This window comes from Actinophytocola sp. (genome assembly GCF_035942955.1).
GTDB lineage: Bacteria > Actinomycetota > Actinomycetes > Mycobacteriales > Pseudonocardiaceae > DASYTH01.
The window spans coordinates 20,750-33,094 of the sequence record NZ_DASZCQ010000062.1; the positions used below are offsets into that span (position 1 = coordinate 20,750).

The 12,345-nt window shown below is 71.1% G+C and carries 12 protein-coding genes and 1 pseudogene; 9 read left to right on the forward strand and 4 right to left on the reverse strand.

The window, feature by feature from the left end; genetic code table 11:
- The first annotated feature begins 11 nt into the window (after window positions 1-11).
- Window positions 12-668, forward strand: coding sequence for a response regulator transcription factor (locus tag VGX25_RS06575; RefSeq protein ID WP_326916708.1), 657 nt, complete (start codon window positions 12-14; stop codon window positions 666-668).
- Here the strand turns inward: VGX25_RS06575 and VGX25_RS06580 are convergent, their stop codons facing one another.
- Window positions 669-1,586, reverse strand: coding sequence for an SDR family oxidoreductase (locus tag VGX25_RS06580; RefSeq protein WP_326916709.1), 918 nt, complete (start codon window positions 1,584-1,586; stop codon window positions 669-671).
- A 187-nt stretch (window positions 1,587-1,773) separates the two neighbouring features.
- Between VGX25_RS06580 and VGX25_RS06585 the strand changes: the two genes are divergently transcribed.
- The 6 genes from VGX25_RS06585 (at window position 1,774) to VGX25_RS06610 (ending at window position 7,516) form a co-directional block, all read left to right on the forward strand.
- Window positions 1,774-2,736, forward strand: coding sequence for an ABC transporter ATP-binding protein (locus tag VGX25_RS06585; protein WP_326916710.1), 963 nt, complete (start codon window positions 1,774-1,776; stop codon window positions 2,734-2,736).
- A 4-nt stretch (window positions 2,737-2,740) separates the two neighbouring features.
- Entirely contained in the window at window positions 2,741-3,502 is a 762-nt protein-coding gene (locus VGX25_RS06590; RefSeq protein WP_326916711.1) for an ABC transporter permease, read from the forward strand.
- 222 nt (window positions 3,503-3,724) lie between these two features.
- Window positions 3,725-4,309 (forward strand): hypothetical protein, encoded by a 585-nt coding sequence (locus VGX25_RS06595; RefSeq protein WP_326916712.1) that lies wholly within the window; start codon window positions 3,725-3,727, stop codon window positions 4,307-4,309.
- Between the two features lie 74 nt (window positions 4,310-4,383).
- Window positions 4,384-5,019, forward strand: coding sequence for a tRNA (guanosine(46)-N7)-methyltransferase TrmB (trmB, locus tag VGX25_RS06600; RefSeq protein WP_414635724.1), 636 nt, complete (start codon window positions 4,384-4,386; stop codon window positions 5,017-5,019).
- Between the two features lie 142 nt (window positions 5,020-5,161).
- Window positions 5,162-6,109: a nitric oxide synthase oxygenase gene (locus VGX25_RS06605; RefSeq protein WP_326916714.1), complete on the forward strand. Its 948-nt coding sequence runs from the start codon at window positions 5,162-5,164 to the stop codon at window positions 6,107-6,109.
- Between the two features lie 90 nt (window positions 6,110-6,199).
- A complete protein-coding gene (locus VGX25_RS06610; RefSeq protein ID WP_326916715.1) occupies window positions 6,200-7,516 on the forward strand; it encodes an amidohydrolase in 1,317 nt (438 codons plus the stop codon).
- A gap of 61 nt (window positions 7,517-7,577) precedes the next feature.
- On the opposite strand, the gene VGX25_RS06615 is transcribed toward VGX25_RS06610, so the two are convergent.
- The 3 genes from VGX25_RS06615 to VGX25_RS06625 all read right to left on the reverse strand — a co-directional run bounded on the left by VGX25_RS06615 (window position 7,578) and on the right by VGX25_RS06625 (window position 11,378).
- On the reverse strand, window positions 7,578-9,566 hold the full coding sequence (locus tag VGX25_RS06615; RefSeq protein WP_326916720.1) for a PhoX family phosphatase: 1,989 nt from the start codon (window positions 9,564-9,566) through the stop codon (window positions 7,578-7,580).
- A 159-nt stretch (window positions 9,567-9,725) separates the two neighbouring features.
- On the reverse strand, window positions 9,726-10,808 hold the full coding sequence (locus tag VGX25_RS06620; RefSeq protein ID WP_326916716.1) for an inositol-3-phosphate synthase: 1,083 nt from the start codon (window positions 10,806-10,808) through the stop codon (window positions 9,726-9,728).
- Between the two features lie 18 nt (window positions 10,809-10,826).
- Window positions 10,827-11,378 (reverse strand): PadR family transcriptional regulator, encoded by a 552-nt coding sequence (locus tag VGX25_RS06625; RefSeq protein ID WP_326916717.1) that lies wholly within the window; start codon window positions 11,376-11,378, stop codon window positions 10,827-10,829.
- Between the two features lie 119 nt (window positions 11,379-11,497).
- Between VGX25_RS06625 and VGX25_RS06630 the strand changes: the two genes are divergently transcribed.
- Both VGX25_RS06630 and VGX25_RS06635 read left to right on the forward strand, forming a co-directional pair.
- A complete protein-coding gene (locus VGX25_RS06630; protein WP_414635723.1) occupies window positions 11,498-11,938 on the forward strand; it encodes a DUF5318 domain-containing protein in 441 nt (146 codons plus the stop codon).
- A gap of 112 nt (window positions 11,939-12,050) precedes the next feature.
- Window positions 12,051-12,345: pseudogene (locus VGX25_RS06635) on the forward strand (hypothetical protein); the annotation flags it as partial.

A 12,345-nucleotide genomic window follows, 5' to 3' on the forward strand; every position in this document is an offset into this window, starting at 1 on the left:
CGTTGACGTACGTGATCAGGGTGGTGCTGGTCGACGATCAGGAGCTGATGCGGGTCGGGTTCCGGATGGTGCTCGGCGCGCAGGAGGACATGGAGGTCGTCGGCGAGGCGGGCAACGGCAAGGACGCCGTCGAGCTGGTCGAGCGGCTGCGCCCGGACGTGGTGCTGATGGACGTGCGGATGCCCGTGCTGGACGGCGTCGAGGCCACCAAGCTGATCACCGAGCGGGGCGCGTCGAAGGTGCTCGTGATGACCACCTTCGACCTGGACGAGTACGCGCTGTCCGCGCTGCGCAGCGGGGCAAGCGGGTTCCTGCTCAAGGACACCCCGCCGGACCATCTGGTCTCCGCGCTGCGCTCGGTGGCCAGCGGCGACGCCGTGGTCTCGCCGAGCGTGACCCGGCGCCTGCTGGACCGGTTCCTCGGCTCGGCGGGCGGGCAGCTGCGCGACGCCGCGGTGCTCGACGTGCTCACCGACCGGGAGCGCGAGGTGCTGGTGTTGATCGCCCAGGGCCTGTCCAACACCGAGATCGCCCGCAAGCTGTTCCTGTCCGAGGCCACGGTGAAGACCCACGTCGGCCGCGTGCTGTCCAAACTGGACCTTCGGGACCGCGTGCAGGCCGTGGTGCTGGCCTACGAGACCGGCCTGGTCCGTCCCGGCGATGCCTGACTAACGGTATTTCGAGGCGTCGACGGTGGTGGGGTCGAGGCCGGCCCCGTGCACCTCCTCGAACCAGCGGCCCCAGTCGGGCCGGGTGCCGTCGAGGTCGGTGAAGCCGTACTCCCGCATGAGCGTCCAGGACGCCATGGCCTTGCCGGCGAACCGGGACACCTCGGGATCGGCGGCCAGCGCCGCGACGCCCCGGCCGAGGTAGCGCGGGGTCTCCGACATGACGTAGTCCGGCACCTTGGCGATGGCGTCGCGCCAGTTCTCCTCGGTGACGCCGAAGGTGGCGAGCATCTGCTCGGAGCGCAGGAACCCGGGCGTGATCGTCAGCCCGGTGCAGCCGTACTTCGCCAGGTCCGCGCCCAACACCCGGCCGATCGCCCGCATGCTCGACTTCACGACGTAGTAAGGGATACCGGTGCCGAAGTAGTGCTCGTCGTCGCCGTCGGTGACCTCCAGCACCAGGCCGCCCGGCCGGGCGACCACCAGCGGCAGCAGCCGGTGCAGCGCGATCAGATGGGTCTCGATCCCGTTGCGCAGCAAGCCGATCTGATCGTCCAGGTTGGTCTCCCAGAACGGCACGCCGAACCGCACGAGGTGCTCGCCGCCCCAGACGTCGTCGACCAGGATGTCCAGCCGGCCGTCCTGTTCGGACTCGACCCGGTCCCGCAGATTGTCCACATCGGACACCAAGGTGAAGTCGCAGCGCACCGCGATCCCCTGACCACCGGCCGCGGTCACCAGCTCGGCGGTCTCCTCGATGGTCTCCGGGCGGTTGATCGGCGATCGCTGCTGGCGCGTCGTACGACCGGTGACGTACACGGTGGCGCCGGCCGCGCCGAGCTCGACGGCGATGCCCCGGCCACATCCGCGGGTCGCCCCGGTGACCACGGCAACCTTCCCCTGCAGTGGTTTCGTCATGTCCCACCCCTACCACAGGGAGACGACAAATCAGGGTCGGGCTCAGGGTCGTCACGGATCCTGCCCACCCTGCGGCTGATGGACCCTACGTCTGGAAGCTGATCCGAAGTCTCGACTCTAGGGGGACGTGCGCGGTCCCGCCGTACGGACAGCATGTTCGACGTCACCACACAGACAGGGAGAGACCATGATCGAGGCAGTCGGCCTCACCAAGCGTTATGGACGGACGGTGGCCGTCGACGATCTGTCGTTCACCGTCCAGGCCGGACGCGTGACCGGGTTCCTCGGTCCGAACGGCGCCGGCAAGTCGACCACGATGCGGATGATCCTCGGCCTCGACGCGCCGAACGCCGGGAGCGTGCGCATCGACGGCAAGCGCTACCAGGACCTGCACCACCCGCTGCGCACGGTGGGAGCGCTGCTGGACGCCAAGTGGGTGCATCCGAACCGGTCGGCACGGGCGCACCTGCGCTGGCTGGCCCGGTCCAACGACCTGCCCGCCCGGCGGGTGGACGAGGTGCTCGAGCTGGTCGGGCTGACCGGGGTGGCCGGCCGCCGGGCCGGGGGATTCTCGCTGGGCATGTCCCAAAGGCTCGGTATCGCGGCCGCGCTGCTCGGCGACCCGCAGGTGCTGCTGTTCGACGAGCCGGTCAACGGCCTCGACCCGGAGGGCATCCTGTGGATCCGCCGGTTCATGCACCGCCTGGCCGACGAGGGCCGCACGGTCTTCGTGTCCAGCCACCTGCTCTCCGAGATGGCGCTCACCGCCCAGGAGCTCGTGGTGATCGGCAAGGGCAAGCTGATCGCGCAGAGCAGCACCGAGGAGTTCGTCGCCAAGGCCACCGAGAACACGGTCCTGGTGCGCAGCCCGCAGCTGGCCGCGCTGCGCACGGCCCTCGGCCGCGCGGGCGTCAGCGTCCGCGACGAGGGCGCCGGCCTCATCGTGTCCGGAATGGACAGTGCGGAGATCGGCGAGCTGGCCGCCGCCAACGGCGCGGTGCTGCACGAGCTGAGCCCGCAGCGCGGCTCGCTCGAGGAGGCCTTCATCCAGCTCACCGGCGACTCCGTGGAGTACCACGCCGGACTCACCGACGGCTCCACCCCCTCGTCCGACGGCCACCGGCCCGACCTCGTCACCACCGGGAAGTGAATCGATGACTCTGCTCGCCGTTGAACGAATCAAGCTGTTCACCACGCGCTCGCCGCTGTGGTGCACACTGATGGCCCTCGCGGTCACGATCGGGTTCGCCGCGCTGATCGCCGGCGTGGACAACGAGAACCCGGTGACCATCGCCAGCACGCAGTTCGGCTACAACTTCGGCCTCGTCGTGGTCATGGTGATGGCCGCGCTGGCGATCACCACCGAGTACCGGTTCAGCACGATCCGGGCCACCTTCCAGGCGGTCCCGAACCGCAGCGCGGTGCTGGCCGCCAAGACCGGCGTGGTGGCGCTGTTCGCCGGGGTGGTCGGCCTGGTCACCGCGTTCGGCTCGGTGCTCATCTCCAAGGCGATCAAGCCGAGCGCGGACCTGGCGATCAACACGGCGTTCGAGTGGCGCGCCGTGGCCGGGGTCGGGCTGGTCTACGCGATCGCGGCGGTGATCGCGGTGGCGGTCGGCTCGCTGGTCCGGCACTCCGCCGGCGCCATCTCGCTGCTGCTGATCTGGAACATGCTGGTGGAGAGCCTGATCTCGCTGATCCCGAAGGTCGGCGACGACATCCAGAGGTGGATGCCGTTCTACGTGGCCAACCGGTTCCTGACCGGCGACCCGGATGTGACCAACCGTCCGATCGGTGAGGGGCCGCCGCCGTCGGAGTCGCTGCTGAGCCCGTGGTGGGCGCTGGCCTACTTCGCCGGCATCGCGCTGGCCTTCCTGATCACCGCGATGGTCGTGGCCAACAAGCGGGACGCCTAGCCGTACCACAGGAGAACCGGGGGAAAGCCGAGCCCGGGCCGCCATTCGGGGGGTGGCCCGGGCTCGGCATGTTCGCTTGAGCCGGGTTTTGTACAGCAGACAAGGGGGTAAAGACCATGTTAAGTTGCTGTGAGGTTGGCCACAGCAAGCAGACATGAGCGCCCGGACCCTGTCATATCGATAGTGACCGTGCGAACACATCTTGGAGGTTGACCTTTGCCGGTGGTTGACACCAGCCCGCCCCCAGACATCGTCCCCTCGGGTGACCTGCACACGTCGAGCACTGAGGAACTGGAGCTGCGTGTCGAGCCCACCATCGGGCTGGAATGGTCGCAGGCCATCGAGCAGTGGGGCAACGAACGGGCCTCGCGTCCGGCGGAGGCCCGCGGCGCCTGGGTGCACCGGGCCCCCGAGCAGCAGGTCCTCACGCTCTACCTGACCGTGCGCGAGTACGACCCGGAACTGCCGGCGCCCTGGTGGCTCAAGGCGATGGCCAACGGCACGATCCGCTCCCGCAGCGAGGGCTTCGCCGTGGAGGACCGGGTCGCCAAGCTGCTGGCCACCCGGCCGGGCTGGATCTTCGTGCCCTGGGCCGACGGCGACTGCGGCTTCTGGGAGTACATGCCGTCCGAACGCGCCCTGTCCGTGCCGGGCGTGCCGACCGCGCTGGTGCTGACCCACCGGCATCCGGGCTGGCTGGACGTGGTCCCGGTGCACGCCGCGGACGCCGAGCCACGCTCGATCCCGGTGCACGGCCTCGCCGACCTCCGGGCCAACCTGGCCCGCGTGGAGTCGCTGCGGCCCTAGAGTTCGCACCCGTGAGCCCGACCGAGCAGCAGGCCCAGCGTTCCGTGGTGAGCTTCGTGCACCGCGGCCGGCGGATGACCGCGGGCCAGGCGCGGGCGTGGGAGCGCCATTGGGCCAGGCTCGGCCGTGAGCTCACCGAGCTGCCGGCCGGGCCGCTGGATCTGGCCGGGTGGTTCGGCCGGTCGGCCCCGGTGGTGCTGGAGATCGGCTCGGGCATGGGGGAGACCACCGCCCAGCTGGCCGCGGCCGAGCCGGAGGTGAACTACCTGGCCGTCGAGGTGTACCGGCCGGGGCTGGCCCAGCTGATGATGCGAGCCGAGGCGTCGGGGCTGACCAACCTGCGGCTCGTCCGCGGCGACGCGGTGGTGCTGCTCGACGAGCACATCGCGCCCGGCTCGCTGGCCGAGGTGCGGATCTTCTTCCCGGACCCGTGGCCGAAGAAGAAGCACCACAAGCGCCGCCTGATCCAGCCGGACTTCGTGGGCCTGGTCGCCACCCGGCTCGCACCCGGCGGGTTGCTGCGGCTGGCCACCGACTGGGAGCACTACGCCGTGCAGATGCGCGACGTGTGCGAGGCCGAGCCGCGGCTGGGCAACGTCTACGGCGGGTGGGCGCCGCGGCCGGAGTGGCGCAGAGTGACCAAGTTCGAGGGCCGGGCCCGGGATGCCGGCCGAATCAGCCGAGACCTCGTGTTCGAGCGCCGAACGTAACTACTCACGGTGCGCTTCATCAGCGACACGCCACACGACCAGGTAGTTGAGGTCGCCCCAACCGGTACCGATATCAGGGGACGTGACCGCACTGCGCGACGACGTTCTCCCGTCCATCCCTAGACAGGTTTCACCGGTCCCGGTGGTCTATGCGGAGGCCGAGCGGTTCATCCGGATGTTCCACCGGGCCCGCCCCAAGGCCGGGCGGGTCGACGCCCGGCTGGTCCGGGTGCGCGCCGAGATCGCCGCCACCGGCACCTACCGGCACACCCCGGCCGAGCTGGCGTTCGGCGCCCGGATGGCGTTGCGGGACAGCGGCTGGTGCCCGGCCGACGTGCCGTGGCGCGGGCTGCTCGTGCGGGACCTGCGGGAGATCCGGGACGGCGCCGCGATCGCCGCCGAGTGCGCGCAGCACCTGCGCATGGCCACCGCCTCCGGCCAGCTCAGCCCGATGGTCAGCGTGTTCGCGCCGGACACGCCCTGGCGGCCGGGCCCGCGGATCCGCAACGACCAGCTCGTGCGCTACGCCGGGTACCGCGAACCGGAGGGCGTGCTCGGGGACCGGCGGTACGTCGAGTTCACCGTCACCGCGTGCCGGCTTGGCTGGCGCCCGCCAACCGGGCGCAGCGCGTTCGACCTGCTGCCGCTGGTGATCGACACGCAGGACGGCGTCACGGTGGCCCCGCTGCCGCCCGACGCCGTGCTCGAGGTGCCGCTCGAGCATCCCGACCTGCGCTGGTTCGGCGGGCTGGGGCTGCGCTGGCACGCCGTGCCGGCGATCAGCAACCGCCGGCTGTCGATCGGCGGGATCGACTACCCGGCCGCGCCGTTCAACGGCGTGTACATCTGCCGGGCCATCGGCGAGGACGTGCTCGCCGACGAGTCCGGCTACGGCCTTGCCCGGCAGATCGCCGAGCGGCTCGGGCTGGACACCTCGTCGCGGCGGACGCTCTGGTACGACCGCGCCGTGCTGGAGCTGAACCGGGCCGTGCTGCACTCGTTCGACGCCGCGGGGGTGCGCGTCGAGCACTCCGCCGAGGACTACGTGCCGGCCGCGTACACCGCCGGTCGGCCGCGGTTCCACTCCTAGGAGCGACGCGGGGCCGCGGGTGATGGGAAGGGCCTCGCGGGAGCGACCAGAGCTACAGCGGGGGCCGGACCCCCTGGCAGGATCGGCCGCATGCGGTCGCCATTTCGCTTGCGCGCCCCGGTCATCCTGCCCGCCGACCCCGCTTGCTCGGTGCTGCGCGACGCGGTGCTCGACGTGGACGCGGCCGGGCGGATCGGCTACTGCGGCCCGGCGGAGCGGGCCCCGGAGAGCCCGGACCGGCTCGTCGACTGCACCGGGATCCTGCTGCCCGGCCTGGTGAACGCGCACGCGCACAGCCCCATGACCGTGCTCCGCGGGATGGGCGGGGACCTGCCGCTGCTGCGCTGGCTGCACGAGGTGATCTGGCCGGCCGAGACGCGGCTGACCCCGCCGGACATCGAGGCCGGGATGCTGCTCGGCTCGGTGGAGATGCTCCGCGCCGGGGTCACCACCAGCACCGAGATGTACTTCCACGGCGAGCAGCTGGCCAACGCCGTGCTCGCCGCCGGGGGCCGGCTGGTGGCCACCATGGGGATCATCGACGCGCCGAACTGGGACTGGCGGGCGATGCTCGAGGAGATCAACGACTGGATCGACGCCGACGGGCTGCGGCACGGCCCGGACGAGCGGATCGAGGTGGGCTACGGGCCGCACTCGGCGTACACGCTGCCGCCCGAGGCGCTGACCATGGTCGGCGAGGTGGCCAGGGAGCGGGGCGCGCTGGTACACATCCACGTGGCCGAGTCGGCGGCCGAGGACGCCGTCCAGCGGGAGCGGTACGGCTCGGTGCCCGCGATGCTCGAGTCGCTCGGCCTGCTCGGCGGGCGGGTGCTGGCCGCGCACGCCGTCCATCTGTCCGATGAGGACATTCAGGTCTTTGCCCGGGCCGGGGTGAGCGTCGCGCACTGCCCCGGCTCCAACGCCAAGCTGGCGTCGGGGATCGCCCGGCTGACCGACCTGCGCGCCGCCGGTGTCCCGGTCGGTCTCGGCACCGACGGTCCGGCCAGCAACGACGACCTCGACCTGTGGGAGGACATGCGGCTGGCCGCGCTCCTGGCCCGCTTGTCCACAATGGACTCCGCGGCGCTCGGCGCGGTCGACGTGCTGCTGATGGCCACCCGCGGCGGGGCCGAAGCCCTGGGCCGCAACGACATCGGCGCGCTCGAGGCCGGGCGCTGGGCGGACGTCGTGCAGGTCGACGCCGACGATCCGGCGTTCGCCGCCGGGCTGGACGTGCCCGACGAGCAGCTGCTGGCCAACCTGGTCTGGGCGGCCGGCTCCCGGACCGTGCGCGACGTGTGGGTGGCCGGCGAACAGGTCGTCGCCGACGGCGAGCCGACCAGGGTGGACCGGGCCAAGGTGCAGGCGGCGGCCGCCGCGGTCACCCGCCGCCTGCTCAGGGGCTGACTGACAGCGCGGCCGTCAGGGTGACCACCGCGGAACGTTCAGCCTGCTCCAGACCTGACCCCTACTCGCCGATCAGCCCAGGGCCGAACCGGCCCGGCTTGTAGACCGCGACCACGGCCGGGCGGGGCTGGTTGGCACCGCCGTCGGGCCAGTGTGAGATCGGCGCCGCGATCGTGCCGCCCTCGCCCGGGTGCTGCACCGACACCAGCACGAACCGGTCCCTGATCACCGGGCCACAGGTCTCCGCGGCCACCGGCACCGTGAGGAACTGCTTGACGTGACCGCGTTCGGCGCCCTCCAGCGGCACCGCGAACAGCCCGTCGTGGGAGCCGAGCGCGTTGCCGTCGGTGGAGATCCACAGGTTTCCGTACCGGTCGAAGGCCACGTTGTCCGGGCAGGAGATCGGGCTGACCTTCGTCTTGTCGAAGCCGCCGAAGTAGGTGTCTGCGGCGGCCGGGTCGCCGCAGACCAGCAGCAGCCGCCAGGCGAACGTGGTGGCGGTGTTGTCGCCGCGGGTCTCCTCCAGCTCCAGCACGTGCCCGTGCCGGTTGACGTTGCGCGGGTTGGCCTCGTCGACCGGCGGGTTGGTGCCGGCGCCCCGGTTGGTGTTGTTGGTCAGCGCGGCGTACACCCGGCCGGTCCGCGGGTTGGGCTGCACGTCCTCCGGGCGGTCCATCTTGGTCGCCCCGACCGCGTCGGCAGCCAGCCGGGCGAACACGTACACCTCGGCCGCGGTGAACCCGGGCACGAACGACTCGTCGTTGTGGGCCAACGGGATCCACTGCCCGGTGCCGTCGAACTCGCCGTCGGACGGCAGCCGTCCGCTGCCGTCGATCTCGCCGGCCGGGCTGTCCCCGGTGAACCTCGCGACGTAGAGCGTGCCGGAGTCCAGCAGCCGCTTGTTGTGCTCCCGCGCCCGCCGGCTCGTGCCCGGCCGGATCCGCTCGTCGGAGACGAACTTGTACATGTAGTCGAACCGCTCGTCGTCGCCCATGTACGCGACCACCCGGCCGTCCCTGGCCACGTGCACCGCCGCGCCCTCGTGCTTGAACCGCCCGAGCGCGGTGTGCTTGACCGGCGGCTCGTCCGGCGCGTACGGGTCGATCTCGACGATCCAGCCGAACCGGTTGGCCTCGTTGGGCTCCTGGGCCAGGTCCCAGCGGCGGTCGTACCGCTCCCACTTGCGCTCGCTCGCCCCGGTGGGGAAGCCGTACCTGGCCAGCCGCGCCCTGGTCGCCGGGTCGGCGACCTGACCGGCGTTGGCGAAGTACTGGTTGATGTTCTCCTCGCCGGACAGCATGGTGCCCCACGGGGTCAGGCTGCCGGCGCAGTTGTTGAGCGTGCCAAGGATGGTCCGCCCGGCCGGGTCGGCCGACGTCTTCAGCAGGTCCGAGCCGGCGGCCGGGCCGCGCACGGTGAACGGGCTCAGCGCGGTGATCCGGCGGTTGTAGCGCCGGTCCACCACGGCCCGCAGCACGCCGGACCGGTCCTGCTCGATCACCACGACCGACATGCCGTGCGCCGCCCAGCCGGCACGGACCTGGTCCTCGGTCGGATTGTCCTGGTCGTAGCCGGCGAACATCATCGGCTCGGTGGTGAACTCGTGGTTGCTCACCATCAGCCACCGGTTGCCCGACAGCGGGGCTAGCTCACAGAAGTCGTTGTTGTAGCCGAACTGCGCGGCCTGCGCCGCCGGGTCGGCCACGCCGAAGACGAACGGCTTCGCGCCGGGCAGCACCGGGTCGCCCCAGCGGATCACCACGTTCTGCCGGTAGCCGTCCGGGATCACCACCCGGTCCTCGCGGTTCGGTTGCACCGGCGGGAAGTTCACCCCGCGCGGCCCGCGGTGGTGCTCACCGGTCGCCGGGTCGGCGGCCGCGCTGCCGCTCAGCGTCGCGGCACCGGCGCCGGCCACCGCCAGCACCGCGCCGGCCCGCAGCACGCCGCGCCGGCTGATGATCCCGCTGACGATGTCGCCGAAGTAGGGGTTATCCGACGTGTTGGGCGCCTCGTGGGCGCAGGCGTTGCCGCAGCGGTACAGGCACGTCATCGGCGAGCGGCCGAGCGGATGGGTGGGGATCAGCGGTAGCTGCCGGTCTGGGGACACGATGAGCTCCTGGAGTCTCGGGAACGGCGCTGACCGTAAGAGAGACAGGCCATCCGGACAAGACTTCCAGGTGAATGGTAGGCGAACGCTGGCTGATCTGGTCTAGCGGTCGAGCTCGCCGCGGATGAACTTCTCCACCGCGTCGTGCGCCTCGGCGTCGGAGTACTGCACCGGCGGCGACTTCATGAAGTACGAGGACGCGGACAGGATCGGGCCGCCGATGCCGCGGTCCATGGCGATCTTCGCGGCGCGCACCGCGTCGATGATCACACCGGCGGAGTTGGGCGAGTCCCAGACCTCGAGCTTGTACTCCAGGTTCAGCGGCACGTCGCCGAACGTCCTGCCCTCCAGCCGCACGTAGGCCCACTTGCGGTCGTCGAGCCACGGCACGTGGTCCGACGGTCCGATGTGGACGGATGCGCGCTCCATCTCGTGCGGGATCTGCGAGGTGACCGACTGGGTCTTGGAGATCTTCTTGGACTGGAGCCGCTTGCGCTCCAGCATGTTCATGAAGTCCATGTTGCCGCCGAAGTTGAGCTGGTAGGTGCGCAGCAGCTCGACTCCCCGGTCCTCGAACAGCTTGGCCAGCACCCGGTGCGTGATGGTGGCGCCGACCTGCGACTTGATGTCGTCGCCGACGATCGGCACGCCGGCCTCGGTGAACTTGGCCGCCCACGCCGGATCCGACGCGATGAACACCGGCAGCGCGTTGACGAAGGCCACCCCGGCGTCGATGGCGCACTGGGCGTAGAACCGGTCCGCCTCCTCCGAGCCGACCGGCAGGTAGGACACCAGGACGTCGGCCCCGGACTCACGCAGCGCGGCGACGACGTCCACCGGCTCCTCGTCGGACTCGTCGATGATCTCCCGGTAGTACTCGCCGAGCCCGTCGAGGGTGTGCCCGCGCTGCACGATCACGCCCAGCGGCGGCACGTCGCAGATCTTGATCGTGTTGTTCTTGCTGGCCACGATGGCCTCGGACAGGTCGCGGCCGACCTTCTTGGCGTCCACGTCGAACGCGGCGACGAACTGGATGTCGCCGACGTGGTAGTCGCCGAACCGCACGTGCATCAGACCGGGGACGCGGGCCGCGGCGTCGGCGTCGCGGTAGTAGTGCACGCCCTGCACGAGCGATGCCGCGCAGTTCCCAACCCCCACCACGGCTACCCGAACGCTCTGGCCCATGCCGCCCACTCCTTCGCTTTAGTTGGTCCCGCCGCGCTGCTCGCGCTGTTCCTCGGCGATCAGCTCGTTGAGCCAACGCACCTCTCGTTCACTGCTCTCCAGCCCCAGCCGGTGCAGCTCGCGGGTGTAGCGGTCGATCTGCTCACCCGCCCGCGCCAGCGAGGCACGCAGCCCTTCCCTGCGTTCCTCGACCCGGCGCCGGCGGCCTTCAAGGATCCGCATCCTGATCTCGGCGGGTGTCCTGGAGAAGAACGCCATGTGGACGCCGAACCCCTCGTCGTCCCATGTCTGCGGCCCGGTGTCGGCCAGCAGCGTGGCGAACCGCTCCTTGCCCTCGGCGGTCAGCTTGTAGACCCGCTTCGCCCGCCTGCCCCAGGTTCTGGCGGACGGATCCGCCTCCGGCACCTCCTCGGCGATCAGGCCGGCCCGCAGGAGCCGGCGCAAGGTGGGGTACAGCGAGCCGTAGGAGAACGCGCGGAGCGTGCCCAGCATGTCGTAGAGCCGCTTGCGCAGCTCGTAGCCGTGCATCGGAGCCTCGTGCAGCAGCCCGAGGATGGCGAACTCCAGCACCGCACCGCCTCACCGGAGTGAAACTCAACCTACCGGTCCACTATATCGCTCCGATACATCTGATGCTCCCCATGTGTCGATCACCACTCCGGTCCGCGTGTCCGTCTGCCGAACGGCGCATGGACGTGGTAGAGCCGCCGCGTAGGCTGTCCCTCGTGCATACGCCGCGGCAGGTGGTCGACTACGCGTTGCAGCGCAGGGCGCTGCTCGCGGACGTCTACTCGGGCCGGGTCGGCACCATGGAGGTGTGCGACGCGAGCCCGTACCTGCTGCGGGCCGCCAAGTTCCACGGCCAGCCGACCGACGTGACCTGCCCGGTCTGTCGCAAGGAGCCGCTGACCCGGGTGTCCTGGGTGTACGGCGACGAGCTCAAGCACGCCGCCGGCTCGGCCCGCACGCCGGACGAACTGGCCCGGATGGCGGCGCTGTTCGAGGAGTTCACGGTCTACGTTGTCGAGGTGTGCCGCACCTGCAGTTGGAACCACCTGGTGCAGTCATACGTCCTGGGGACGCGTGGACTGGACAACCGAAAGCCGCGTAGGAGGACAGCCGCGGAGTGAGCTGGTTGCACGATCATGCCCACCTCCGCGGCGCGTACCGAAGGCAGCTGCGCTGGTATGACCACCGAACGACGCCGTCCGACGGGGCGGCGCCGGTCTGGGAGGCCTATCCGTGAACGACCACCGCAACCAGCGGCATCGCACCAGCGAGCCGGCCTGGCCTACTGGCGACGAGTCCGACCCCCGGTGGCCGCGGCAGGACGAGCCGCAGGAGCGCACCGGCTTCTGGAGCCCACTGTGGGACGACGATGACGACCCGCCCCCGCAGCGTCCCCGGTCCAACGGACGCGGCACCGGCCACGGGCCCCGGCGCGTCCCGCCACCACCGCAGCAGCCGACCGTGGCCGCTCGACCCCCGGCCCGGCCCGGCCCGGCCGGACCGACCGTCGCGCTGCCCGCGGGCGCCC